The organism is Rheinheimera pacifica (genome assembly GCF_900108485.1).
GTDB lineage: Bacteria > Pseudomonadota > Gammaproteobacteria > Enterobacterales > Alteromonadaceae > Alishewanella > Alishewanella pacifica.
In genome coordinates this window covers 305,623-331,647 of sequence record NZ_FNXF01000003.1, presented here as the reverse complement: position 1 = coordinate 331,647, position 26,025 = coordinate 305,623, and the positions used below count along the sequence as shown (strand labels likewise).

Below are 26,025 nucleotides of genomic sequence, written 5' to 3'. Positions count from 1 at the left end.
ATATCTGGTTTGGCCAGTTTGGTTTCTGCTGTTGAAATGTAAATTCTATTAACTGTATGAATTATATATAGTTAAATGTCGTATTTGTAATGCGGCTATAGGGTGTTCAGTGCACAAGTGTATATTTTATCTGGGTGCAGGCTTTCAGACCAATATCTACCTGACAGGTTGGTGTTATGTGGGCTAACGCACAGAAAGGGCCATGCAGCATGCAATATATTTATAGATTTAACCTGGCGTTGCTGGCAGGGATTGCCGGCGCAGCGTTACCCAAGAGGTGCTTATGTTCACAAAATCTAAAGTGTTGAGAAAAAAACGTAGCGGCAAAAGAGTGTCACTGTATGGTGTGCTAAAAGAAAATGAAGGGATAAAAAAAGAAATCAGCGTAGCGGCAGACGAGCTTAACTCGGTTAACGATGTACTAAAGCAAGGCCAAAGCTCGGTTAGCATGATCAAGCAAGCCCTGAAGAAGAATGAAGACGCTGAAAATATCGTTGCCAAAGCGGCTGAAGATCTAAAACGGGTTAATATTAAACTGTCGAATGAAATTGCCATGCGTATAGGTATTGAATCTGAACTGGATGATGCCAAAACCGATCTGGCAGCCGTGCGCGATGATTTAGTTCAAGCCCAGGTGACCGAAAAAGAAGCACGCCAACGAGCGCTAACCGACAAGCTTACCGGTTTACCAAACCGGACGTCATTTGATCAGGCGCTGGCGCATGGTTTGGTGCAGGCAAAACGCCACGGCTGGGCACTGGCGGTGCTGTTTATTGATGTCGACAAATTTAAAAATATTAATGATGCTCACGGCCATGACGTTGGCGACCAGGTGCTGTTAACCGTAGCCAACCGCTTGCGGGCCTTTGTGCGTGATGGTGATATGGTAAGCCGCTGGGGCGGTGATGAGTTTGTCTGCTTACTGCTTGAAATAAAGCAGCAGGATGACGTGGTAAAGCTGGCTAAGCAATTGGTCGAATGTGTCGCTGAAGCTTTTATCTTAAACACCCAAACGCTGCATATCCATATCAGCATAGGTATTGCTATAGCACCGCAAGACGGCAAAACAGCGGATACGCTGCTTAAATGCGCCGATACTGCTATGTATCGGGCAAAAGCGTCCGCACAACAGGTGGCGTTATTTGACCAGCCCTAATTTGTCAGCCTGCTGCTTACTATTCTGTCTGTTCCAGGATCACCGGCCCGGTGCCTTCAGCGCCCAGTACATCATCCGGGTTGTATAGTGGGCATTTGCTCATACTCAAACAGCCACAACCAATACAACCGGTGAGGTAATCGCGCAGCCGTTGCAGGTAAGCAATGCGCGCATCCAGCATTTTCTGCCAGTTGGTCGATAGCAGCTGCCAGTCTTCTACTGTGGGCGTGCGGCTGTCGGGCAAGGACAAAAATGCCTGTTTTACTTCTTCCAGGCTAATGCCGACTTTTTGCGCCGCCTTAATCACCGAAATGCGCCGCAGTACCTCTGGCTTGTAGCGGCGCTGGTTGCCGTCATTGCGCCAGCTTTTAATCAGGCCTTTTTGTTCGTAAAAATGTAGTGTACTAACCTTAACGCCACAACGTTTTGCTACGCGCCCGACACTCCAGGTTGCATCAGTCATCTCAAGCCCCTTCATTTTTCTGCCATTTTTTTCAAAAAAACACTTTACCTTAACTTAGGTTAAGGTTTTAACCTGCTGTCAGTTTAATTGCAAGGAGATAAGACATGAGCACTTTACCGGACAACTCAGATCCGCGCTGCAACAGCTTTTTGTGTCAGTTTTTCCGACTGTTCAACCGCACTATGCAGAATAAATAATCTGATAAGGAGATAACTATGTACCTGGAACATGTGAACCTGGTGGTGGCAGATATCGGCGCCATGCTGAATTTCTACCGCGCTGCTTTTCCGCACTGGCATATCCGCGATGAGGGGCAGGGTGAGTGGTATGGCAAGCCGCGTAAATGGCTGCACTTTGGTGACGACTATCATTATCTGGCACTAAGCGATCACGGCGAGGGTGAAAACCGTGATTTAGCAGGGCATAGCGTTGGTCTGGCGCATTTTGCCTATGTTACTAACAATCTGAATGCGGTTATCGCCAGGCTGAATACCGCAGGTTTCGCCATTGCCAAACCGGGCGCTGACGACCCCTATCGTAAAAATATCTACTTTGTTGATCCGGCCGGATTTGAAGTGGAGTTTGTTGAGTATTTAAGTGATATACCGGCCGAACGCAACTTAAACCAGGACAAAGCCCGCAAGGAGGTGCTATGAAAATTCTTGCTTTTGCCGCCAGCAATAATCCGCAATCTATTAATCAGCAGTTGGCGTTAAGTGTGGCCAGGTTGCTGCCGCAGGCTAAGGTGGTTAGCTTAAATATCGATGATTACGAGCTGCCGATATACAGCGAGCAGCGCGAAGCTGAGCTTGGTTCGCCGGCAAAGGTAACGGCGTTTTTACAGCAGATAGCTGAAGCTGACGGCCTGATAGTGTCTTTTGCTGAACATAACGGCACTTTTACCGCGGCGTTTAAAAACTTGTATGACTGGGCCTCGCGCAGCCAACGTTATATTTTTCAGCATAAACCGGCGTTGTTTCTCTCTGCTGCGCCGGGGCCGGGTGGCGCTCAAAGTGTGCTGCAAGCGGCGGTGCAAGCTGCGCCGTATATGGGTGCCAAGCTTACAGGTACCGTGTCGGTGCCGAATTTTCATCAGGTGTTTGACCAACAATACCAGCAGGTGAAACACACAGCGTTGTTTTTGCAACTGCAGCACGCGGCCCTGACACTGCACCAGCAAGTTATGCAGAGCAAAGCCGCTTAATTGCGGCTTTTTAAATAACATAATTGAAAGATATAGCCTTGCTCAGCATGGCAGTGATAAGGATGGTCTCGATAAGGAGAGTTAAGTGATAAAAGTCGCAGTGGTGTTTCACTCAGCCGGCGGCAGCACCAGGCAATTAGCTGCAGCGGTAGCTGCCGGTGCTGCAACCGAGCCTACCGTAAATGTTATTCATGCCGAAATTGCCGGCGTCGATATTCGTGCTGGGCGGTTTCGCAATAGCAAACTGCTGGCGCAATTAACCAATGCTGATGCCATAGTATTTGGCTCACCTACCTACATGGGTTCTGTGTCGGCACAGTTTAAAGCTTTTGCCGATGCCAGCAGCGAGCATTGGGAGACGCAATTGTGGGCCAATAAAGTTGCCGCCGGTTTTACCATTGGCAGCAACTTTAGCGGCGATCAGCTGCATACCCTGCAATACTTGCAGATTCTGGCCAACCAGCATGGTATGTTATGGGCAGGGCTGGATATTCCCGGCAACCACAACACCGCCGGGCTTAATCGGCTGGGGGCGCAATCCGGCCTTATCGCCCAATCAGCAGACGGGCTGTTAAATGAAACGGATTTACTTACCGCACACTACTTAGGCCGGCGTGTGGCACAGCTTAGTAAAAGGTTTGCTGCGTAAAGGTGCTGGGCAAACGTATTGATGTGTTGAATTCGTCGGCAACCGCACATACTTACTTTATAACTAATGCTAGGGTTTTATTTTGGTGTGGTGAATAACATCTGACCACGTTAATTCCTTAAAGGTTGGAGAACATTATGGCAGGTGGTTGGTCACGGGATGGTGCTATTCATGAGCAAATAGACGCCAGCGTTGACGAAGCTGTGCAGCGCGCACGCAGCCAATTAGCTAATGGTGACAGCGCGCTGAACTGTGAAGAGTGTGGACAGGTTATTCCACAAGCGCGGCGCAAAGCAATTCCCGGCGTACAGCTTTGCGTTGCTTGTCAAACCGCGCTGGAAGAGCAGGAAACAAAAGCGGGCGGTATTAATCGCCGTGGTAGTAAAGACAGCCAACTTCGATAAGCTGATGTGGTGCTAGTTGGCTCACCAACGTATATCGGTTAGCTGTTATAAACTAATAAATAGTTAAGACAAAATGATTAGAAAAAGCGAAAGTAAAGACGTTGATACAATTTTAAATATCTGGCTATCTGCATCTGTGAAATCTCACAATTTTATTGAGCCAGACTTTTGGCAGTCTCAGGTAGATAATATGCGTGATGTCTATCTACCAGCTTCGGACGTTTATGTTTATGAACAAAATGGTAAAGTCACAGGTTTTTATGCGCTTTATGACAATACGCTGGCAGCTATTTTTGTTGAGCCAGCACTGCAGGGACAAGGGATTGGCGGGGAACTGCTCAGTCATGCAAAAAGTCAGCGTGATGAGCTAAAGTTAACTGTTTACAAAGCTAATGTACAAAGTTGTTATTTTTACCAAAAGCATGGTTTTGCGGTATTGGGTGAACAAGTCGATCCGCATACAGGACATACAGAGCTGCTTATGAGTACTGTCTAATAGCATATATCAGCTTTATTAAGCCGATTAGTCGATAAAACGCTGTTATAACAAAGCTTTGTTATCCGGTTTGTAATGTGAAAATAATCGCCAAAAAAAACCGCTGCCGGGCAGCGGTTTTTGCGTTAGATGCAGGAGATTATAACCCCAGCTTAGTCGGCATAGCCGGGGCTTTGCTGTGATCTTTGGGCGGGTTGGCTTTTAGCTCGTTTAGCGTATGCGCTATGGCACGCTCTAACTGCACATCAATGCCTTTATTTACCGCTATCGGATCCAGTTCTACCTCAATATCTGGTGCTACGCCTTCGTTTTCTACCCGCCACTCGCCATCCGGCGTGTAGAAGCGGAAGAACGGCACGACGTGGAAACCACCGTCTATCATATTCGGGTTAGCCGAAATACCAATTAAGCCACCCCAGGTGCGGGTGCCGATGGTTTTACCCAATTCCAGGCGTTTGAACGCCCAAGGTAGGAAGTCACCGCCTGAGCCAGCATCCTGATCAATCAGCATGGTTTTCGGACCGTAAATACCCGCGCCTGGTGTGGTAAACACTAAACCGTCACGGTCTTTCCAGCCGGATAAAAACGGCCGGCCGAGAATTTCGGTAATATAGTTTGCCGCCTGACCGCCGCCGTTTTTACGCTCGTCAATAATCACTGCCGGTTTATCGGTTTGCGCGAAGAACATACGGTTAAAGAAGTAGAAGCCACCGTCTGCGGTGTTAGGCAGATAAACGTAGGCCACTTTGCCATCGGTTTTTTCTGCTACCAGCTGGCGGTTTTGTTCTACCCAGTGCCATAAGCGCAGCTGGCTGTCGTTGGCTACCGGCTCTACGGTAATGTTGCGACGGTTTTTACCGCGGGCATCGTCAGCAATGCTTAGCACCACCTGTTTACCCAGAGTGTTGTCCATCAAGGCGTGGATATTGTCAGAGGCGTTAAGCTCTTTGCCGTTGACCGCCAGCAGGTAATCACCGGCTTTGGCACTGGCGCCCGGTACATTTAGCGGGGCTTTTAAGAACGGGCTCCAGCGGTCGCCCTGATAGACGGTTTTAAACTGATATTTACCGTTGCTAATAACAAAGTCGGCACCCAGTAAACCGGCTTTGGTTGGGCTTTCCTGGTGTACATCGCCACCCCCAATACGGTTATGGCCAACCTGCAGCTCGGCTATCATTTCTACCAGTACGTCGTTTAAATCTTCGCGTCGCTGCACATGCTTGAGTAGCGGTTGGTATTTATCATATACCGCCTGCCAGTTTATGCCGTGCATATTGGCATCATAAAAGTACTCTTTTTGCATGCGCCAGGCGTCGTTAAAGATTTGCTGCCATTCTTGCGCCGGGTCTACAAAGCTGCGCACTTCAGACAAGCCGACCGCTTTGGCATCCGGTTTGGCTTTGGCATCACCTACCTGCAGTGTATTTGGCAGGCTGACCAACAGTAGCTTTTTGCCATCGTCACTCAGGTTATAGCTGGCCAGGCCGTCTTTAACCTGCTCGGCTTTTTTCTCTTCAAAGTCAAAGCGGTATAAGGTGCCGTTGTTCTGGCCATTGCTGCCGGGCAATTCGTTACTGGCACCCGGTTGTGTGCGCTCTACATAAAACAGGGCACCGTCACTGGCTACGCTTAAGCTGTCGTAATTACGCTCTGGTACCGGCAGCGCTACAATGCGGTTTTGTAAACCGGCGATATCAATTTTTACGGCTTTAACCGCAGCGACTTTGTCGTCTTTATCTTTTTTGTCGTCTTTGCTGTCGGCAGTTTTTAGCGGTTCATCACCGGTTTTTGGCAATAACGGCGATTTACCATCGCTGGCCAGCACATAGGCATAAATAGCTTTGCGTACCGGGCGCTCGCGCGTGGATAAATCCAGCCCGACTTGCGCCGGGCCGGTGTTTACCGAGGCAGTAAAGTACAGATAATCCTGGGTAAATACCGGATCATCAGCCTGGCTTAAACCATCGGTAATTTGCGTAGCTTTGTTGCTGCTAAAATCAAACAGTTTAATCTGGCTAAAATAGTTAGCACCCGATACGGTGTAAGCCAAATAGCGGCTGTCAGGCGAGAACGACACATTAAAACCATCGCGCCGTGCTGAGGTATCCAGTTTTTGGCTGCGTTTGGTTTTCAGGTTAAACGCATACAGGTTTAAATGGTTGTCGTGGTAAGCAATCAGGTTACCATCCGGCGAAAAGCTCAGCAGATTAAAGTAGCCGTTGTCTGATAAGGCAAAAGTTTCTGCTGCGCTTAAGCCATCCTGTGCTTGCAACACTAACTGGTGCTTATTATCGGCATCAGAAATATAAGCCACCTTGCTGCCATCGGGGCTCCACAGGCCATCAAACTCATTAACGCCACTACTTTGCGTAAGGTTACGGCTGCTGCCATCTTTTACCGGCACGGTAAATACGTCGCCGCGGGCACTTAGCACTAAACGTTGGCCGGTAGCCGACAAACGGGCACGGGTAAGGGTTTTGCTGGCGTCTTTCCACTGTGGCCGTAATTGAGCTGACTGGGTATTAATATTTATCGTCAGGGGCGAGCTTTGGCCGCTGCTAACATCAAGCTTGTGCAAAAAGCCACCGGCTTCATACACTATAGTGTTACCATGGCCGGCGGCGCTGCGTAAATCCCAGTCGGTGTTGTTGGTTAGTTGTGTTACCTGTTTATCGCTGTAACGGAACAGATTTACCGCTTTATTGTCGCGATCTGACAGAAAATACACGGTGTTACCCAGCCAGAACGGGTTAAATTCATTGGCGTTAGGGTGGGGGATTTTTTCCAGCTGCTGTTTTTCTAAATCGATAATCCACACCGGCGGGGTGCTGCCACCACGGTGTAAACGCCAGCCACTGGCGCCGCTGTAGGCCATATTATTCGGCCGGTAGGCCAGCTTTTTGCCATCACTGCTTAAATCACCTTCAAATGCTACAGCTTGCATCAACTGCTGCGGGTAACCCCCGTCAATGCTCACTTTATACAGCTGGTTACTGCGGCTATTGGCTATTTCGCGGTTAGAGGCAAAAATGACGCTTTTACCATCCGGGCTCCAGCCGTTTACTGTATCTGCGCCCGGGTGAAAGGTCAGCCGTTTGGCTGCGCCGCCGCTGACCGGCATAACGTACACATCGGTATTGTTGTCATAGCTGGCAGAGAATGCAATCCAGTTACCATCGGGAGAAAACTTTGGTGCAAATTCATTAGCCGGGTGGCTGGTTAACTGGCGTGGGTTCTGGCCATTTTTATCGCTCAGCCAGATATCGCCGCCATACACAAAAGTAAGATGATCTGCTGAAATATCCGGCTGGCGCAGTAAGCGCGTACCATCATTGGCAAAGGCCGCGCCGCTTGCCAGCGCACAAAACAGTGCAAGGTAACGTGGTTTAAACATGATGTGTCCTTGTTATGGTTCTGATTCGACCACAAGTAAAGCACATTGTGTTGCTGCGGCAAAACATCAGGTTGTAACAGTTAGTGTCAGTATGAAATGTCAGCTTTGTTTACATTTAGTAATGCCAGACAAAGCGGGCTTTTATTATGTTAATGAATATTCGTGAATTTTAATTATGGCACAGGCTTTGCTTTACTGTGGCAGTAGTAATTCAGTAGTACATAAGAAGGATGCTGTTTATGTTGAAGAAAGCCATTGTTTCAATGTTGTTATTGTCTGTGTCATGTTTTTCCCACGCTGGCCTGATCAGTGCCGATTTCCGCACAGAGTCCCATCTACCCGCTTATTCGCAATCAGGTGCCAAAACCTATCAGAATCTGGCTGCCGCGATTGGTGGTGGCGCAGAGCTGAAAAACAAACATCTGTTAGCAAACCCGGCAAATTGGGGTGGTGGTGTAGTGTGGATGGATTTTGATCCGCTTACCAGCATTCTGACATTAACCTCAAAAGATAGCTGGGATTTTCAGACCTTTGATGCATGGATGAGTAATATTCTGTTTAGCGAGCCAGGTGAATCTATCCTTGGTTTTTCTTTATTGAGTAATAATCTGGTAACTAATGGTATCCAGCCGGTACTGTCATACACTGCCAATAGCCTGCATATTGCTTATAGCAGTGTGCCGGTATTTAATTTTACCGGCGGTCAGGCTACCTTTTTGGTTCAGACCGGTATTGCACAGGTTCCGGCAACTGTACCTGAGCCTGCTTCACTGGCAATTTTTGGTCTGGCACTGTTGGGTTTAGGCGTTAGTCGCAGAATGTCACGTCGTTAATCAATACCCCCTTATTAACAAAAAAGCCCCGTTTTTCGGGGCTTTTTTATGCCTGCCGGTTTTACCTTGTTATGGCGCTGTGTCGCATAGGTATTTCGTGAAATATATGCTGCAACAGCTTTTTACAAATCTTCATATTTATTCTATTCCGCTCGGTAAGAAATATGCTATTTTACTGGCGTTTAATCTTATTTCCTCTGCTTATTACATAACATTCCCGCGTGATACTGCTGCAGCCTGCATTGCTGTCTGCAGTTAAAGGCGGCCAGCTTAAAGGTGCTTGTATGACAAGAATGTCATTATCTTCCGGTGCAGCTAAGTTAACAGCTGTAGTGTTTTCACTGGGTTTACTGAGTGCCTGCTCAGAGCCTTCTGCCGCATCAGACGCCGGTGGCGGTGGCATGCCCCCTGCTACCGTAAATGTGCAAAAGGTAGAATTGAAAACAGTACCCTTGCTGATCGAAAGCCCGGCTTTACTGGCTGGTTCACGCGAGGTGGAAATTCGTGCCCGGGTGTCCGGTATTTTAGAAAAACGTAATTTTACCGAAGGTGCGGCAGTTAAAGCTGATCAGACATTATTCAGTCTGGATGCGGCGCCTTTTAAGGCTGCTGTAAACCGTAATAAAGCCGAATTAGCGGCGGCACAAGCACGCCGGGCGCAGGCCGAACGCACACTTAAACGGCTGGATAAACTGCGCAAAGACGGTGCAGTGTCGCAACAAAGCTATGATGATGCGTTGTCGGCATTGGATATTGCCGGAGCTGATGTAAAAACGGCTGAGGCCATTTTGCAGCAGTCACAATTGCAGCTGAACTATACCGAAGTGCGTTCGCCAATCAATGGTGTGGTTAGCCGGGAGTTGGTATCAGAGGGCACCCTGGTATCAGGCCCCGAGCTGCTGTTAACGCACGTTACCCAGTTAGACCCAATGTATGTGCGCTTTTCTGTAGCTGAGCGTGATCAACTGAAACTGCGCGCTGAAGCACAAAACGGCAAAGTTGACTTACCTGAAAAATGGCAGGTTAAGCTGCTGCTGGCCGATGGCTCGGTGTATAACCAGGCTGGCGTGGTAGATTTTTCTGATGTACGCATTAATACCCAAACCGGCACCAGTGAAATGAAAGCTGAAATTGCTAACCCTGACGCCTTGCTGCGCCCGGGCCAGTTTGTGCGTATTCAACTGGAGGGCGCGGTACGGCATAACGCCATAGTAGTGCCCCAAAAAGCGGTACTGGACAGTGGTACCGGTAAATTTGTTTACCTGTTAGCCGATGGCGAGCAGGGCGGTAAAGTGGCCTTGCCGGCGCCGGTTGAAGTTGGCGAGTGGGTAAAACTGGATAACGGCAATGGTTGGGTAATTAAAAGCGGCCTGAAAAGTGGCGATGAGGTGATCATCGAAGGTATGGCGCGCATTTTCTTCCCCGGTATGCCGGTGCAGCTTGCTGCATCTGCGGCTGATGCAGGTTAACAGGCAAGGATCAGCTTATGTTCTCTCGTTATTTTATTGACCGGCCTATCTTTGCATTGGTGATAGGCATTTTTATCTGTCTGGCAGGCCTGGCTGCTATGCGCAGCCTGCCGGTAGCGCAATACCCTGAAATTGCACCGCCTGTGGTGCAGGTAATGGCAGTGTATCCCGGTGCGTCTTCAGAGGTGCTTGAGCAAACGGTAGCAGCACCGCTGGAAAACGCTATTACCGGGGTCGAGGGCATGATGTATATGTCGTCTACCTCTACCAGTTCAGGCATTACTACCATTTTTATTACCTTTGAAATTGGCACTGATGTTGACCAGGCCGCGGTAAATGTGAATAACCGCGTTAGCAAAGTAGAAGCACGTTTACCTGAGGAAGTGCGCCGCCAGGGCATAACGGTAGAAAAAGGCTCATCGAGCTTTTTACAGGTGTTGGCGTTTTATTCACCTGATGGCAGCCGGGATGATTTATGGACGTCAAACTACGTAACATTAAACGTGCTGGACCGGTTAAAACGTATTCCCGGTACCACTAACGTACAGATTTTTGGCGCCAAAGATTACGCTATGCGTATCTGGCTGCGGCCGGATCAGATGAGCCAGCTTAAAGTCACGGTGCCGGAAGTTGCGGCGGCGTTAAGTGAGCAAAATGCCCAGTTTGCTGCCGGTAAAATTGGTGCCACCCCAACCTCAGCCGACGCGCAGGAACTGGTATACACCGTTACCGCGCAGGGGCGTTTTTCTACTGCTGAAGAGTTTGAAAATGTCATTATCCGAGCTAACCCGGATGGCAGTACATTACGCATAAAAGATATTGCCAGGGTAGAGCTGGGTTCCCGCGATTATGATTTTGTCGGCCAGTACAACGGCCAATCATCTACGCTGGTGGGTATATTTTTGCAGCCCGGTGCGAATGCCCTGGATGTAGCAGATGAAGTAAACCGCACTATTGCGGAATTGAAGCAGCGTTTTCCAAGCGGTCTGGCTCAGGCTACACCTTATGACACCACCCGTTTTGTTGAAGTGTCGATCAGTGAAGTGGTAAAAACCCTGGCCGAAGCCATGCTGCTGGTGTTTCTGGTGGTTTATCTGTTTTTACAGAACTGGCGTGCTACGTTAATTCCAATTCTGGCGGTACCTATTTCATTGCTGGGTACTTTTGCCGGTTTGTATATGCTGGGTTATTCCATTAATACGCTGACACTGTTTGGTATGGTGCTGTCGATAGGCATAGTGGTTGATGATGCCATAGTAGTACTGGAAAACGTTGAACGTATTATGCACGAAGAGCATGTGTCGGCGCGTGATGCCGCAATAAAAGCCATGCAGGAAGTGTCGGGCCCGGTAGTGGCTATAGTAATGGTATTGTGCGCGGTATTTGTGCCGATTGCCTTTTTAGGTGGTTTAACCGGCGAGCTGTTCCGCCAGTTTGCCGTAACCATTTCTATCGCGGTAAGTTTATCCGGTGTGGTTGCACTGGTGATGACACCGGCACTGTGCGTGATGATTTTGCGCCATGAACATAAACAAACGGCGAAATTCTTCCTCTGGTTTAATGACTTTTTCCAGCGTATTACCGGTAAATATGTCTCAACTGTGGGGTTCTTCCTGCGCCGTGGTTTACTGGCACTGGTACTGGTAGGCGGCATGATTTTTATCACTGCCGGTATGTGGAAGGCTACGCCGGGTTCACTGGTGCCGGATGAAGATCAGGGCTTTTATATAGCCGCAATCTTTTTACCTGACGGTGCCTCGCTGGAGCGCACGCAAAAAGTGACCGAGCAGGTTATTGCTGCTATCCGCTCTAACCCGGCCAATAAAGATGTGATCAGCTTTGCCGGTTTTGACTTTATCGGCGGCGGTTATAAAAACAGTGCCGCTACTATATTTGTTACCCAGCAAGACTGGAGCGAGCGTGATATCAGCGCCAGCGACCTGGTAAACGAGCTGTTTATGAAAACAGCCGGTATTAATGAAGCATTAGTGCTGGCCTTTAACCCGCCGCCTATTTTTGGCCTGGGTAATACCGGTGGCTTTGAGTTTTATCTGCAAAACCGTGGCGATGGCGGGCCGGAAAAGCTGGCCGAGGCTATGGGTATTATGCAGGGCGCTGCCGGGCAAAGCCCGGTGCTGGCCGGCGTGCAAACACTGTGGCGGCCCAATACGCCGCAGCTAAAGGTAAACCTGGACCGCGAGCGCGCTAAAGCGCTGGGTGTGCCGGTAAATGATGCCTTTAATACCCTGGCGGGTACGCTGGGAACTTACTACGTAAATGACTTTAATAAGTATGGCCGTGCCTGGCAGGTGTTAATGTCGGCCGATGCACAGTTCCGGATGAAACCAGACGACATCAACCATATTTACGTTAAAAGCCAAAGCGGTGAGATGATCCCGATGTCGGCACTGGCCGAAATTCAGTACAGCTCGGGCCCGGACAATATGGAGCGCTACAATAACCTGCCTGCGGTAAAACTGCTGGGCAATGCGGCGCCCGGTTACAGCTCTGGCCAGGCCATTGCTGAAATTGAACGTATTGCCAACACTATGTTGCCACCGGATATCAGTTACGACTGGACCGGCAGCGCCTTTCAGGAAAAACGCAGCGGTGGCACTACCGGCTTGGCACTGGGCATGGCGGTGGTGATGGTGTTTTTAATTCTGGCGGCGTTATATGAAAAATGGTCATTGCCACTTTCAGTATTATTGGCCATGCCATTTGGTATCTTTGGTGCACTGGTTGCCGTTTGGATAGCCGGGTTAACCAATGATGTGTACTTCCAGATTGGCCTGGTAACCTTGCTTGGGTTAGCGGCGAAAAATGCCATCTTAATTGTTGAGTACGCGCTGATGAAAACGCAGCAGGGTTGGAGCACCGGCACCGCCGCGCTGGAAGCTGCACGTTTGCGTTTCAGGCCCATTATTATGACGTCACTAGCGTTTATTCTGGGGGTTGTACCGCTGGCATTTAGCAGTGGCGCCGGCGCCGGGGCACGTCATAGCGTAGGTACAGGCGTAATGGGCGGTATGATGGCAGCAACCTTCCTGGCAGTGTTTTTTGTGCCGCTGTTTTTCTACTGGCTAACTGAGTTACGCATCCGCGAACCCCGTAGTAAGCAGCAGCTGGCGGATGAAATTGCTGAACACCACCGGCAGGAACATCTGGATACCAAAGAGGGCCTGCTGTGAACTAAGTGCTGACACTGCTAACAGTTAAGCCAAATGGCGCTGCCTTATGCTAAGGTAGCGCCATTGTTATTTTTATCACCTGCTAACTATGTCTGACACTTTGCCTGATAACACTTTGCCCAGGAAAACGCAGCAACCGCCTAAACGGTCGTTGTTGGGCCCTGCCACCTTAGTTACCGCAGCATTTATTGGCCCGGGTACCGTTATTACAGCATCACTTGCCGGGGCCAACTATGGTTATGCCTTAGTGTGGGCACTGCTGTTTTCTGTGTTTGCCACTATGGTGCTGCAGGAAATGGCTGCCCGGCTGGGTATTGTTACCGGCCGCGGCCTGGGCGAAAACCTGCGTGAGTTGGTACGCCAGCCACTATTGCGCTGGCCGCTGTTGCTGCTGGTGGTAGCCGCCATTGTTATTGGCAACAGTGCCTATCAGGGCGGCAATATCAGCGGCGCTGCGCTGGGGGCCGATGCATTGTTTGGCCATCTGCCACTTATCCAGCGCTGGCACAGCAGCACCGGTATTAATCTGTGGGCGCTGTTGTTGGGTACTTTAGCGGCAGTGGTACTGTGGTTTGGTCAGTATAAGCTGATAGAGCGTTGTCTTATTGCCCTGGTATTGCTAATGAGCCTGGCGTTTATTGGCACTATGCTGCTAACTAAACCGGATTTGGCTGCGCTGTTTAAAGGCGCTTTTATACCGGTTATTCCGCCAGGTGCCATCTTAACCGTAGTGGCATTGATTGGCACCACGGTAGTGCCATATTCGCTGTTTTTACATGCGGCCGGTGCTGCTCAAAAATGGCCGAAGCAACAGATAGATACTGATACCGCACTTAAGGCGTCACGCCAGGATATTGCAGTGGCTATTCCGCTTGGTGGCCTTATTTCTATTGCCATAGTATCAACGGCAGCGGCGGCGTTTTTTGGCCGTGAACAACAGCTGGAAAATGTAGCGCAATTAGCACAAAGCCTTACACCGTTGTTTGGTAATGCAGCTACCTGGTGCCTGGCGCTGGGCCTGATGGCGGCCGGTTTATCATCAGCTATTACTGCGCCGTTAGCGGCAGCTTATGCGTTGTCAGGTATTTTAGGTAAGCCGCTTAACCTGAAACTGCCGCTGTTTCGCCTTACCTGGCTGTTTATTATTGTTTGTGGTGTGCTGTTGGCGTCACTGGGGATCCGGCCGGTAAGTGTGATTTGGTTTGCCCAGGTGGCTAACGGTATTTTGCTACCGTTGATTTGTTTATGTTTATTACTGGCGATGAACCACGCTTTGCTGGGGCCATATAAAAATAACCACTGGCAAAATGCGCTGGGTGTTCTGGTGTTGCTGGTAAGCCTGCTGTTAAGCGGTCGCAGCCTGGCACTGGCATTTGCACTGTTATAGCCGTTGTATAAATAACCATTGCTTGCTAGGCATATAACGGACGCTGATATTGCAGGGTTAAGCGCTGCATGGCTCGGGGGCACAGCCGCATTTTTAGCGCACTGCTGTTTGCTGCCAGTATTGGCCAGCGCTGTGCAGGTCCTTCAAGCCAGTCGGAGTGCTGCAGTATATCCAGCCTGCTGTGAAAGTAAGCGGCTAAAGTACCGACATCACGCCAGTAGTTCGGCAGGCTTTGCTCGCCCGGTAACTGGTTATTGCTAAAGTCGTACACACAGGCTTGTTGCTGGCGAAACAGTGCAGGCAGCAGATCATGGCCAAAATCGACCGGTTGCGACAGGCTGGCATTATCTAATAGCTGATACAGGCTACTGGCATTAAACAAATAGTTACCCATCGACGCCAGCGCGTAGCCGGGCTTACCCGGTATTTGCGGTACTTCGCCCTGTGGCTTTTCAATAAAACCGCAGATACGGTGGTTGTCGTTTACTGTAAAAATACCAAATTGCCGTGCCTGAGCCACCGGCACTGCTATGGCCGCAACAGTTACGGCAACCTGTTGCTGTTGATGAAAAGCCAGCATTTGGCGGTAGTCCATTTTATAAACATGATCGGCACTTAATACGGCTATAACATCAGGGCGCTGATCGCGAATGACACTAAGCTGGGCGGCGACAGCACCTGCAGTACCCTGGCAAACAGACGCAGGCGCCTGATACCATTGCAAAAAACCACAACGGTTAAACACAGGTTGCCAGAATTGCTGCAAATGTTGGTGCAGGCTACGGGGTTTGTATTGGGTTAATACCAGCAGCTGTCGCAAACCAGAGTGCCATAAGTTACTTAGCACAAAATCAATCACCCGCCGGTGCTGAATAAAGGGCAAGGCTGGTTTAGCCTGCTTTAATGTCAGCGGCTGCAGCCTTTTACCAGCACCACCGGCCAGTACTATGCTAAGCACCTTAGGCTCCAGTACTTGCGGTGCTGGTGTTTCTGGCATAGGTGGTGTGGTCATAGGATCTCTGAGCATAGCCGGTCTCCGTAAACGTTATTTGCTCGATAAATGTACACCATGCTGGCAGACAGTGTTTGATATGTATCAAATGAATTTATGATAACCAGGGCGAATTGCTGCATTTTCAGCCTTGCTCAGGGGGCAACTAAGATGCTGTTTGAATATTTTCAGGTAGTTAGCAGGTTTGGTCATACAACAGCGCTATACTAGCGCCATATGTCAGTGCTTTGGGCTGATGCTGTTATACAGGAGAGAATATGTCGACGCTGGAATATATGTTGCTGATGCTAGTGCTGGTTGCCAGCAGTGCATTTTTTTCGGTATCTGAAATTGCACTGGCTGCATCACGGAAAATGCGCCTGCGGCTGATGGCAACCGAAGGCGATGCCAATGCTGAGAAGGTTCTGGCATTGCAGGAGCACCCCGGTAACTTTTTTACCATAGTACAAATTGGCCTCAATGCGGTGGCGATTTTGGGTGGTATTTTAGGCGAATCGGCTTTTACCCCTTACTTTACTGCTTTACTGGCACTGTTTTTCAGCGGTGCCTGGGTGCCAAGCGCAGGTTTTGCCTTATCGGTATTTTTTGTTACCTCGCTGTTTATCCTGTTTGCTGACTTAATGCCCAAGCGGCTGGCTATGATAGCACCGGAGAAAATTGCCACTAAGGTAGTTAGCCCAATGCTGTTTTTGATCATGCTGTTAAAACCTCTGGTTTGGCTGTTTAACAGCCTGGCTAATTTGTTTTTCAGCCTGTTTAATGTACCCACTATGCGCAAAGACGATATTACCCCGGAAGATATTATTGCCATGATGGAAGCCGGTGCGCAGGCCGGTGTATTGCAGGAGCATGAACACCAGTTACTGGAAAACGTTTTTGATATGGAATCGCGCACCGTAACCTCGGCCATGACAGCGCGTGAAAGCCTGATTTTTTTCACTAATAATGAATCACAAGACAGTATTAAGGCAAAAATTGCCGAGCACCCGCATGCTAAATTTGTCGTCTGTGATGAAGTGCTGGACAAGGTAGTAGGCTATGTCGATACCCGCGATATTCTGATGCAGGTGTTACACGATCAGCCGATTTCGCTGAAAAAAGAAGGCATAGTGCGCCTGCCGCTTATTATTCCCGATACATTATCGTTGTATGAAGTGCTGGAACACTTTAAATCAGCCGGGGTTGATTTCGCCATTATTATGAACGAATACGCGCTGGTGGTGGGCATTATTACACTAAAAGACGTTATGAGCATTGTGATGGGCGAGCTGGTAAGTTCAGAGGAAGAGCAGATAGTCGCGCGTGATGCTAACTCCTGGCTGGTAGAGGGGTTAACGCCACTACAGGATGTGATGCGGGTGCTGGATATCGATGGCTTTCCCAGCCCGGAAAATTATGAAACTATTGCCGGTTTTATGATGTATACGCTGCGCAAAATTCCCAAACGTACAGACTTTGTTCTGCATGGAGGCTATAAATTTGAGGTAGTAGATATCGACAGCTATAAAATTGACCAGCTGCTGGTTACCCGTATTGGCTCAGCCGAGCCTGCTGTTAAGCTATAACCATAAAACCACAGCGCTATGGTTAAACCTTAGCGCTGTTATCGGGTTGTGTGGGTATGGTGGCCAGTTCGAGCATTTTTTCGCGAAAGCTATTTAACCCCTGCATAACTAAGCCATAGGTTTTGTCTACGCCGCTTTCTACTTCGCCTTCATACACTTTTAAGCCTTTAAGAATATCTTTGGCGTCGTTAAAACCTTTTTCGATACCGCCGCCGATGATCTTCATAAAGCTATCGAGGGTTTCTTCTTCTGATTTGCCCGGGTTCAGTTCTTTGTAGCGGCTGTAAAAGCCGGTAGCAAAGGCAACAATACGATCAGCTGTGGCCTCAGGAGAGGTATCAATGCCGGAATCATAAATTTTTTGCGCGGCGTTTTCGCCCATTACCGGTTCCAGTTCGGCGTTTATACCTTCCAGCGCGGTTTTGTACAATAAACTTAGTGAGTCGTTATTGCTGCGCAGCGATACCTGTTCATTAGCACGTAAAATAGCGGTGTTTTGTGCTTGTTTAGCCTGCGCCGCCATATCTTTAATACCGCGGTTATCCTCTGCTTTTACGCCTGGAGTATTTGGTTTGGCAGCGCCCACTACTGAGGCGCTATTGCCGGAAGTAATTGACATAATATTGCTCCTGAAAATTCGGCTGTAATCTGGTTTCAGTATAGCCCGTAACTGGTTAACGGCCGGTGTTGGCGAAACTTTAAGCTTTTTTGCAATTATTACTGCAGATAGAAAGCGGCTAATACAGGTTGTAATGGTTTAAGCCTGCTCGTGCGCTGTGGCAAATAGCTTTATACTAGCCGCACTTTTATAAGTCAGGCCCTGTGTTGTGATCGAGTACAAAAGCCCGGCGTTTTACCGAGCTACCTTTGCGCTGTGTTTAGCAGCCGTGGTGGTATTTGCTAACCTGCATTTGCTGCAACCCTTATTACCGGTGCTAAGCCGTGAGTTTGCCTTAACGCCCCTTGAAACCACCTGGGCTTACACCAGCGGCACTTTGTGCCTTGGTTTGTCGTTACTGGTTTATGCTGCGTTATCTGATGCCTGGGGCCGCAAAAAACTGCTGCTGATCACCCTTATTGGCATGACGCTAAGCACCCTGGCATTGACTCAGGTGGAGAGCTTTGTTGCTCTGGTATTCTGGCGTGCCGTGCAGGGTGTTTTTCTTGGCGGGCTGCCTGCTGTGGCCATTGCTTACATGGGTGAAGAATACAGCAAACCGGCGCTGGTAGCTGCAGTGGGCTTTTATATCAGTGCTAACTCGTTAGGCGGCATAAGCGGCCGGTTAATGGCCGGAGCACTGGCCGATATTGGCCACTGGCAGTGGGTGTTTTGGCCGGTAGCCGCATTAGGTGTTGTTAGCTGTTATCTGATCTGGCGCAACTTACCACCGGCAAAACACTTTGTGGCCAAGCCATTTGCGTTAAAGCAGGCCCTGGCTGACAACCTGTATCATTTGCGCCAGCCATTATTGTTGTTAACCTATCTTATTGGCGGACTTAACTTTTTTATTTTTCTTAACCAGTACACCTATATTGCTTTTGTGCTGTCAGATGCGCCTTACAGTTTATCCAGCTTCTGGATTGGTTTGCTGTTTATTACTTATTTTACCGGCACTATCGGCTCGGCCATTTCCGGCAAAGTAGCACTGAAACTGCCGGTGCCACTGGGTATGGCACTGGGCGTACTTATTTTAATGCTGGGCACCTTACTGACACTGGGCAGCAGTTTAGGCTTTATTGTGGCCGGTTTTTTTATTAATGCCTTTGGCTTTTTTCTTACCCATTCGCTGGCCAGTAGCTGGGTAAATCAGTGCGCCAGTAGGGCTAAAGCCAGTGCTAATGCACTGTATTTAGTGTTTTACTATGTTGGCGCCAGCACCGGTGGTTTGTATTTACAGCCTTTTTGGCAGTGGCACAGCTGGCATGGCGTAGTGCTGGGGGCGTTACTTATGTATGGCGTAACTCTGCTGTTATGTTTATGGTTGTGGCAGCGTGCTAAGCAACTGTAGCTGGTGTAATTCAGTGCTGCTTAGTGGCCGCATTTGCCCTTCAGGTAGCTGTGCCAGTTTTAGATTATGCAGCCGGTCACGTTTTAGCGCGGTAACACGATAACCCAGTGTTTTACACATATAGCGTATTTGCCGGTGCAGGCCCTGGGTTAACACAATATAAAACTGCTGGTTACCGCTTTGTGTTATCTGGCACGGGCGGGATTGGTAGGTTTTTTCTCCCAGTTGCCAGCTTACCCCTGCAGCCATGCTGGCAATAAAATCGGCGGTGATGTTTTTATCAGTGTTAACCTGGTAACCTTTTTCATGGTAAAAGGCCGGGTGCATCAGGCGTTGGCTAAGCGCGCCATCATTGGTTAACAGCAATAAGCCGCTGGAATCTTTATCCAGCCGGCCCACCGCAAATAAACGTTGTGGTAATAACCTGAGTACCTGATACAGGCTGGCCGGATCATCCGGGCGGTTATTGCAGTCAATCCCAACTGGTTTATGGTACAAAACATACTGCAAGGCCGGTTGGGCCGATAGCGGTTGGCCGTGAATACACACCCGATCCACTGTGCTAACGCCATCTGTATGGCGTGCTACAGCGCCATTTATGCTAACTACGCCTTCGGTAATAAACCGCTCGGCAGCACGGCGCGAGCAATAGCCGCTTTGGGCAATCCATTTGGCCAGACGCTGTGGAGCAGGAGATACCATGGAATGAAACCGCCAGAATAAAGATGCCGATAATAACCGATATAGCGGCGCAAGATCATCTGGCTGTAATACTTTACATGCACACTAAGCACTGCCTGTTAAGGCAAACCTGTTCCTCCTAGTGCTTCAAATTCGCCGGATCTATAGGGTCCGGCTTTTTTTTGCCCGCCATTACTTACTTATCGTTTCTTTATTGGCGTTGCTTAAAAAGGTTTAATAAAAGTATCGCTAAGCTGTAACACAACTGACACTTAGGCCGGGCACAATGCACAGCGTTACACCTTCCTTCCTGGATTATTAAACACTATTTAGTGGCGGGGGCCTTGGCTCCCGCTTTATTTTTTCTGTAAAAACCTATCTGCAAAAAACTAGCGATAAAAATATCTGTAAAACTTTTTGCTGCGTTTAAACCTTTCGCTATACCCTGCCGACTAACCTGACAATTAACACAATAACTTTGGTATTTAAGGGCGTTTATGGCTATGGAGATTGCGCAGGCAGTCACAGCTGCGCAAAAGGGCGACAAACAAGCCTTTTACTACCTTTATCAGCAGTATGTCGGCCGGGTATACGCTATTTGCTGGCGCTTGCTGGCTAATAAGCAAAAAGCTGAGGATGCCAGCCAGGAAATTTTTATGAAGGTTTGGCAGCAATTGGCAGGGTTTCGTGGCGATAGCAGCTTCGCCACCTGGCTGCATAGTATTGCTACCCGCACTGCTATTGATATCTGGAGGCAGGAAAAGTACCTGCGCTTAACCGACAGCAGTGACGAACAACCAGAACTGGCTGAGCAAGCGGTAGAGTGCGCCAGTGAAGATGCGCCGCTGGAACAGGCGATACAGCGTTTACCAGCACAGGCCAGAGCCGTATTTGTATTGTTTGCTCTGGAGGGCTATCAGCACCAGGAAATTGCGACTTTGCTGGGTATCGCCGAAGGTACCTCTAAAGCACAGTATTTCAGAGCCAGACAACTGTTACAGGAGTGGTTAGCAGATGAATGATCAGCAACTTGATAACGCTATCAGCAAGCTGGCACCGCAGATAGCACCACAACGTGATTTATGGCCAGACATAGCCGCACAGCTTGAAATAACCGTGCAGCATGAGGCCGTGGAAACACCCCCTGATACCACCAAATCCGCGCGCTGGTATTGGGGCGTTGCCGCTATGCTGGGGCTGCTGAGTGTATTTGGCTGGCAGCAGTCATTGTTGCCCGGTACCACCAGCACCACGGCGGCTATGCCTAGCGCAGAGTTGATGTTGCTGCAGCTGTATGAGCAGCAAAAAGCTACCCAGTTAAGCCAGATGGTGGCAGTAGCCGAGGGCTTTGATAACTGGCAGCAACAAATACGTGTATGGGACCAGGCAATAGCCCAGGTACGCCAGGCATTAGCATTCTATCCGGATGAACCGCAACTATTAGCGCAGTTGCAAAGCTTGTATCAACAGCAGTTGTCTTACCTGCAACAGGCGACACTGCAACAACCTTTATTAATAAGTTAGGAGATTACAAATGAATACAATGGCAAAAACATGGGCCTTTGGTCTTGGCAGTTTAGTGTTATTGGGTTTTAGCCAGCTGGCATTAGCCGATGCGCGTGAAGCGGTAAATGAAAGCCGCGCGGTAAGCGCCAACGAGAAAATTTATATTGAAGTAATGAGCGGTGAAATAACCATTAATGCAGTAAGTAGTAACCAGTTTAAAGCCAGTGGCAAGCTGGATGAAAAAGCCACCGGTTATACGCTGGAAAGCAAAGACGGCTTTACCCGCTTTGAAATGACCATGCCACGGCAGGTTAATTACAACTGGCGCGACAAAAGCAACAACGCTGAGCTAAGTTTTGATGTACCGGTAGGCAGCAGCGTTGAGTTTAAAGGTGTAAACGGCAATGTTACCGTAAGCGGTATTCACGGTAGCAGCCAGATCAGTACAGTAAACGGCGACATTAAAGCCTCTGACTTACGCAACAGTGTAAAACTGAGTACGGTAAATGGCGAAATTAAAGTAAAAAGCGCCAGCGGCAAGGTAGAGCTAAGCTCGGTTAATGGCAAAATAGATGACGAAGGCTCCAGCGGCCGCCTGAGCTATGACGTAGTTAACGGCAAAATTAACGTTAAAAGCAGTGCCGAAGAGGTAAGTGTCAGCACCGTAAACGGCGACGCCGAACTGGAGTTAAATGGCACTAAACAGCTGAAACTAAGCACCGTAAACGGTGAAATTGATGCCAAACTAAAAGGCTCTGCCAGCCCGCGTGTAACTGGCAGCAGTGTAAGTGGCGATATTGAATTAAAACTGGATAGCAAGGTTAGCGCCCGCTTTGATATTAAAGCTTCAGCCGGTGGCAGCATTAAAAACAAACTGAGCGACGACAAAGCCAATAAAGCCAAATACGGCCCGGCCCGTAGCCTGCAGTTTACGCTGGGCAGTGGTGACGGCAGCGTAGAGCTAAGCACAGTAAGCGGCGATATAGAGCTGGATAAGTTATAAGCCGCAATAAAACGTAATGCTTCCCTGTAAACAAAGGCCGCTTTTGCGGTCTTTGTTATTTGCAGCAACGAAAAATGATACAGGATAAAAATTCTTGATTTACATTGAGATAGCGGCATAGACTGGCTTCAATTACCTTTTGCCCTTGTTGGTATCGGGCTTTGAATCACGCGCTGAATGGCAAATTTACTCAGGTTTATTAATGAAAATTGAAAGTGTAAGTAAAGCAGAACATCAAAAGCTGTTAGAAATTTGGGAAGCGTCAGTTAGGGCAACGCACGACTTTTTATCGGAAGACGATCTGCAGCAACTTAAACCCCTTATTTTGGGCCAATATTTTGATGCTGTTCATTTAACCTGTGCTAAAACCAGCACTGGTGAGATAGCCGGGTTTTGCGGTGTGCATGAAGGCAATATTGAAATGCTGTTTATTGCCCCGGATCGGCGCGGGCAGGGGATTGGGGCTTTGCTGGCAGCTCATGCTATTAGCGCACAAAGCGCGACAAAAGTGGATGTCAATGAGCAGAACCCGCAGGCGTTGGGGTTTTACCAGCGTATTGGTTTTGTAGTAACCGGCCGCTCGCCAACCGATGGTCAGGGTAAGCCTTATCCGTTGCTGCATATGGCATTACAAAAAGTACAGCAGGTATAAGTGTGTGCTGTGAATAATTACAAAAGGAGTTTGCTATGAAAAAATTGTTACTTGTTACGCTGTCAGTTTTTATGTCGTTATTCGGAGGATTAGTTAAAGCAATTTAATGCTTGTGTTGTCTGGGTTGCTGACGCGAAACATAACGATATGACTGATTGGGGGCCTGATTGGCTTAAGAGCACGCTATCAAAGACTATCCATGCTTTTATAGCAGGGGATTGCTATCGCGGGTAAATGCTGGATATTTATAAGGAACAGCAAAGTAATGTGGGAACGGGAGGCAAAATAATGGGTTCACATCAGCAGCAAATGTGCGGTTTTGCTAAATATAACCTTGAGTTTAATCACCGGTTATTCACCTTGGTAGCGGGCTTAAGCGATAGCGAGCGTAAAAAAGAGCTGGGTGCCTTCTTTGGCTCTGTCCATGCTACGCTGAATCATATTCTGTTGGCCGATCGTATCTGGCTTGGCCGCTTTGCCACAGCCTTTCCTGCCATGGCGTCACTACAGCAAGCCGAACTGGTGCAGCAGTTTTCGTCTTTACGTGATGAACTGTACGCAGATTTTACAGAGCTCAGTGCGCAAAGGGTGGCAACTGATCGGGTAATTACGCGCTTTGCCGCAGAGTTAACCGATGTACAACTTGCCAGCAGAATGAAATACAGCAATTCGCAGGGCCAGTTACGCGAACACGCCACCTGGGTGGCCGTGGCGCATATGTTTAATCACCAAACTCATCATCGTGGCCAGCTTACTACGCTATTGCACCAGCTTGGCCATGACGTTGGTGTAACCGATTTTGTTGCTTATGCGGTGTGACATGGCAAGAATAAAACCGGCCAAAGATGTTGTAACTTGGGCGTAATTCTGACACTTAAGGAGAATTTATCATTTTTAGTATAAGACAAGCGGGTAGTGCTGATACCAGCCAGATGCTGAATATCATACGGGCGAAAGCGGAATTTGACGGCTGTGCCGATACATTACGCACGAAAGAAAATGATATCAAAGAAGCATTTTTTTCACCGGTTCCAAAAGCATACGCATTGGTTGTGGTTGAGGCAGACCAAGTCATTGGAATTGCAACCTACTACAGTATCTACTCTACCTTTATTGCTAAGCCTGGGATTTGGCTTGATGACTTATTTATCTATCCGCAGTATCGAAGTAAAGGTATTGGCGAGGCGCTGTTATCGGCGTTGTGCATCATTGCTGAAGAAGCAGGCTGCGGCCGCATAGACTGGATAGTGGCGCACGACAATCAGCAGGGCAAACGCTTCTACGAAAACGTTGGCGCATGTATTTCTGAGTCAGTAAGGCATGCTCGTCTTGATGAAACCGCGATCAAGCACCTGGCGGATAAATCTCTTAGCAAAGTCACGCACGCGGCAACTAGGGCGCCTGAATAATACCTTTCAAACGCTCCAGATCACCATCACCTACATCATGTTGTTTAAAATAATGCGGCTGCTGCGCTACCAGCTCTTGCACGGTATTGATAATACGTTTGGCTTTAAAGGTTTTAAGGACAAAGCGGGCGGAGTGCGATAACAGGTTGTCGATGCTGCCTTCACGGCCTGACTCACCAATACCCAAGCCGTGCAGGCGCAAGCTGTTACAGCTTGCCGCTAAGCTGGTTTGTTCCTGGCGGCACCAGCGTTTTAGGTTGGGGCCCGAGAGCGAGGCGGGCACTCTGCTTGGACTCCAACTGCTGTAGCGCAATGCGGATATCGGCAGTGTAATACAGTGAGGCGAAACCAAGACGATTGCGGCCCAGGTTATGGAACACCATACCAAAGGCAATATCGCCTGCACTGAAATCCTGGTGGTGTTCGGCAAAATAAGCAGCCGGTTTGTTGAATTCGTCGTCTGTCAGCAGTGCTCTTACCCGGCCAGGGCCGCCATGATAAGCCTGGATCAGCAACAGCCGGTAAATATGTTCCTGCTTCTCCTGTGGCAGATGGCCAAAGCGTGTCAGAAACACCGGCCGTAGCATCCTGTGATTACGTTCAAACAGCCATAGCGCGCAATCTACCTGAGCAATACGGTGCAGTTGCTTATTTGTAGGTACTTTGCAATCTTTCAGTGCCTGGGGTGTCAGCTGCAGGATCCCTCTGGCATTGGCTTTCGAGTGAGCTTCGCGCACACCACCACTTTCGATAATTAACATGCCTGCCAGATCTGAAAGTAAGTCGTCGGGCAGACTGATGCGTTTCTGCTGCACCCGGCGGGCGTGCACCAAGCGCAGTGTGTCATGCAGTGAGGCCTGATTGTTAGGCGTGCCCACCTTAATGCCATCCCAGTTTCCAGACAAGCGGCCGTCCGGGTGCTCTCCCAGATAGCGCGATATGGCCAGAGGTAAATCTACATAGGGCTGGTGACAGCGAATGGCAAAAGGGTAGCCCAGGGTCTGGCTATTGCCTTCTACCCAGGCATGAACCTGGCCTTGTTGTGCCATGCCATGACGGGTTTGATTCAGAATTAACTGGGTTTGCAAAGAGTCTGCGGCGTCGTCAATAAACTGCAGAAAGTTTCCGCGCATATCAAACAATAAATGGCGATTGCGTTCTGTACAATGACCTGAGCGGGTAAGGATCCAGCGCCGTACATTCATCACATTGTCATAGACGCCTTTGCTTTCTGCATAAGGCTTGCTGCGTACTACCTCAGCCCAGTTCTGGTAAGGGGAAATGGGGTCATGTGCCAGAGCATTTTGCGGCAACACGCATCCAAATAGCGTAGCGACGGAAAGCGTCCAGTATCGGCTAAGTAGCATGGATCCCATATCTGCTCCGGTGTTTCTAAGGCTGCTGTAGCGGTTGTCGACTGCCGTTGATTAGTAATGCTGAACACGGCCTTAACAAGCAAATACAGTAAATCCTTTTACCCGCCGTTACCAGAGGTACAGACAAATATTATTGCGCTGGCGCAGTTATAGTTAAACCAAGCCT

At 49.0% G+C, this 26,025-nt stretch carries 25 protein-coding genes; 18 read left to right on the top strand and 7 right to left on the bottom strand.

Annotation, left to right across the window (positions count from 1 at the left end; translation table 11 throughout):
* The first annotated feature begins 283 nt into the window (after positions 1–283).
* Complete coding sequence (locus BLW68_RS06035) at positions 284–1,156, top strand: GGDEF domain-containing protein (protein ID WP_092791309.1); 873 nt, start codon at positions 284–286, stop codon at positions 1,154–1,156.
* Between the two features lie 19 nt (positions 1,157–1,175).
* Here the strand turns inward: BLW68_RS06035 and soxR are convergent, their stop codons facing one another.
* Positions 1,176–1,619 (bottom strand): redox-sensitive transcriptional activator SoxR, encoded by a 444-nt coding sequence (gene soxR / locus BLW68_RS06030; protein WP_092791307.1) that lies wholly within the window; start codon positions 1,617–1,619, stop codon positions 1,176–1,178.
* A 215-nt stretch (positions 1,620–1,834) separates the two neighbouring features.
* Here soxR and BLW68_RS06025 point away from each other — a divergent pair, with 215 nt between their 5' ends.
* The 5 genes from BLW68_RS06025 (at position 1,835) to BLW68_RS06005 (ending at position 4,372) form a co-directional block, all read left to right on the top strand.
* Positions 1,835–2,275 (top strand): VOC family protein, encoded by a 441-nt coding sequence (locus BLW68_RS06025; protein ID WP_092791305.1) that lies wholly within the window; start codon positions 1,835–1,837, stop codon positions 2,273–2,275.
* Complete coding sequence (locus BLW68_RS06020) at positions 2,272–2,823, top strand: NADPH-dependent FMN reductase (RefSeq protein WP_092791303.1); 552 nt, start codon at positions 2,272–2,274, stop codon at positions 2,821–2,823. The genes BLW68_RS06025 and BLW68_RS06020 overlap by 4 nt, the downstream gene beginning before the upstream one ends.
* Positions 2,824–2,908: 85 nt before the next feature.
* Positions 2,909–3,472 carry a flavodoxin family protein gene (locus BLW68_RS06015; RefSeq protein ID WP_092791301.1) on the top strand — a complete coding sequence of 188 codons (564 nt, stop codon included), beginning with the start codon at positions 2,909–2,911 and terminating at the stop codon, positions 3,470–3,472.
* Positions 3,473–3,609: 137 nt separating this feature from the next.
* The gene (locus BLW68_RS06010; RefSeq protein WP_092791300.1) at positions 3,610–3,876 is read left to right on the top strand and encodes a DksA/TraR family C4-type zinc finger protein; all 267 of its coding nucleotides are present in this window, start codon (positions 3,610–3,612) and stop codon (positions 3,874–3,876) included.
* A 73-nt stretch (positions 3,877–3,949) separates the two neighbouring features.
* Entirely contained in the window at positions 3,950–4,372 is a 423-nt protein-coding gene (locus tag BLW68_RS06005) for an N-acetyltransferase (RefSeq protein WP_092791298.1), read from the top strand.
* A gap of 139 nt (positions 4,373–4,511) precedes the next feature.
* Here BLW68_RS06005 and BLW68_RS06000 read toward each other — a convergent pair whose 3' ends face one another.
* Positions 4,512–7,766, bottom strand: coding sequence for a S41 family peptidase (locus BLW68_RS06000; protein WP_092791296.1), 3,255 nt, complete (start codon positions 7,764–7,766; stop codon positions 4,512–4,514).
* A gap of 239 nt (positions 7,767–8,005) precedes the next feature.
* Here BLW68_RS06000 and BLW68_RS05995 point away from each other — a divergent pair, with 239 nt between their 5' ends.
* From BLW68_RS05995 to BLW68_RS05980, 4 genes are all read left to right on the top strand, one after another.
* A complete protein-coding gene (locus BLW68_RS05995; protein WP_177172165.1) occupies positions 8,006–8,599 on the top strand; it encodes a PEP-CTERM sorting domain-containing protein in 594 nt (197 codons plus the stop codon).
* 284 nt (positions 8,600–8,883) lie between these two features.
* The gene (locus tag BLW68_RS05990; RefSeq protein WP_092791491.1) at positions 8,884–10,068 is read left to right on the top strand and encodes an efflux RND transporter periplasmic adaptor subunit; all 1,185 of its coding nucleotides are present in this window, start codon (positions 8,884–8,886) and stop codon (positions 10,066–10,068) included.
* Positions 10,069–10,085: 17 nt separating this feature from the next.
* On the top strand, positions 10,086–13,259 hold the full coding sequence (locus BLW68_RS05985) for an efflux RND transporter permease subunit (RefSeq protein WP_092791291.1): 3,174 nt from the start codon (positions 10,086–10,088) through the stop codon (positions 13,257–13,259).
* 115 nt (positions 13,260–13,374) lie between these two features.
* Complete coding sequence (locus tag BLW68_RS05980; RefSeq protein WP_245728281.1) at positions 13,375–14,646, top strand: Nramp family divalent metal transporter; 1,272 nt, start codon at positions 13,375–13,377, stop codon at positions 14,644–14,646.
* A 25-nt stretch (positions 14,647–14,671) separates the two neighbouring features.
* Here the strand turns inward: BLW68_RS05980 and BLW68_RS05975 are convergent, their stop codons facing one another.
* Positions 14,672–15,673 carry a sugar phosphate nucleotidyltransferase gene (locus BLW68_RS05975; RefSeq protein ID WP_092791285.1) on the bottom strand — a complete coding sequence of 334 codons (1,002 nt, stop codon included), beginning with the start codon at positions 15,671–15,673 and terminating at the stop codon, positions 14,672–14,674.
* 242 nt (positions 15,674–15,915) lie between these two features.
* On the opposite strand from BLW68_RS05975, the gene paeA reads away from it, so the two are divergent.
* The gene (paeA, locus tag BLW68_RS05970) at positions 15,916–17,223 is read left to right on the top strand and encodes a polyamine export protein PaeA (protein WP_092791282.1); all 1,308 of its coding nucleotides are present in this window, start codon (positions 15,916–15,918) and stop codon (positions 17,221–17,223) included.
* A 22-nt stretch (positions 17,224–17,245) separates the two neighbouring features.
* Here the strand turns inward: paeA and BLW68_RS05965 are convergent, their stop codons facing one another.
* Positions 17,246–17,842, bottom strand: a complete 597-nt coding sequence (locus BLW68_RS05965) for a DUF5610 domain-containing protein (protein WP_092791280.1) — start codon at positions 17,840–17,842, stop codon at positions 17,246–17,248.
* Positions 17,843–18,050: 208 nt separating this feature from the next.
* Here BLW68_RS05965 and BLW68_RS05960 point away from each other — a divergent pair, with 208 nt between their 5' ends.
* Positions 18,051–19,232, top strand: a complete 1,182-nt coding sequence (locus tag BLW68_RS05960) for an MFS transporter (protein WP_092791278.1) — start codon at positions 18,051–18,053, stop codon at positions 19,230–19,232.
* Here BLW68_RS05960 and BLW68_RS05955 read toward each other — a convergent pair.
* Complete coding sequence (locus BLW68_RS05955; protein WP_092791276.1) at positions 19,200–19,934, bottom strand: pseudouridine synthase; 735 nt, start codon at positions 19,932–19,934, stop codon at positions 19,200–19,202. The two genes, BLW68_RS05960 and BLW68_RS05955, sit on opposite strands and share 33 nt — an antisense overlap.
* Before the next feature lie 476 nt (positions 19,935–20,410).
* Here BLW68_RS05955 and BLW68_RS05950 point away from each other — a divergent pair, with 476 nt between their 5' ends.
* The 6 genes from BLW68_RS05950 to BLW68_RS05925 all read left to right on the top strand — a co-directional run bounded on the left by BLW68_RS05950 (position 20,411) and on the right by BLW68_RS05925 (position 24,483).
* Complete coding sequence (locus BLW68_RS05950) at positions 20,411–20,935, top strand: RNA polymerase sigma factor (RefSeq protein ID WP_092791274.1); 525 nt, start codon at positions 20,411–20,413, stop codon at positions 20,933–20,935.
* Entirely contained in the window at positions 20,928–21,437 is a 510-nt protein-coding gene (locus BLW68_RS05945; RefSeq protein ID WP_092791272.1) for a hypothetical protein, read from the top strand. The genes BLW68_RS05950 and BLW68_RS05945 overlap by 8 nt, the downstream gene beginning before the upstream one ends.
* A 10-nt stretch (positions 21,438–21,447) precedes the next feature.
* Complete coding sequence (locus BLW68_RS05940) at positions 21,448–22,422, top strand: DUF4097 family beta strand repeat-containing protein (RefSeq protein WP_245728280.1); 975 nt, start codon at positions 21,448–21,450, stop codon at positions 22,420–22,422.
* A gap of 202 nt (positions 22,423–22,624) precedes the next feature.
* A complete protein-coding gene (locus BLW68_RS05935; RefSeq protein ID WP_092791270.1) occupies positions 22,625–23,074 on the top strand; it encodes an acetyltransferase in 450 nt (149 codons plus the stop codon).
* A gap of 288 nt (positions 23,075–23,362) precedes the next feature.
* Positions 23,363–23,893: a DinB family protein gene (locus BLW68_RS05930; protein ID WP_092791487.1), complete on the top strand. Its 531-nt coding sequence runs from the start codon at positions 23,363–23,365 to the stop codon at positions 23,891–23,893.
* 113 nt (positions 23,894–24,006) lie between these two features.
* Positions 24,007–24,483: a GNAT family N-acetyltransferase gene (locus tag BLW68_RS05925; RefSeq protein WP_092791268.1), complete on the top strand. Its 477-nt coding sequence runs from the start codon at positions 24,007–24,009 to the stop codon at positions 24,481–24,483.
* Here the strand turns inward: BLW68_RS05925 and BLW68_RS05920 are convergent.
* Both BLW68_RS05920 and BLW68_RS05915 read right to left on the bottom strand, forming a co-directional pair.
* Positions 24,467–24,685 (bottom strand): hypothetical protein, encoded by a 219-nt coding sequence (locus BLW68_RS05920; protein WP_092791266.1) that lies wholly within the window; start codon positions 24,683–24,685, stop codon positions 24,467–24,469. The genes BLW68_RS05925 and BLW68_RS05920 overlap by 17 nt on opposite strands.
* A gap of 4 nt (positions 24,686–24,689) precedes the next feature.
* Entirely contained in the window at positions 24,690–25,859 is a 1,170-nt protein-coding gene (locus BLW68_RS05915) for a transglycosylase SLT domain-containing protein (RefSeq protein ID WP_218141312.1), read from the bottom strand.
* Positions 25,860–26,025: the final 166 nt, after the last annotated feature.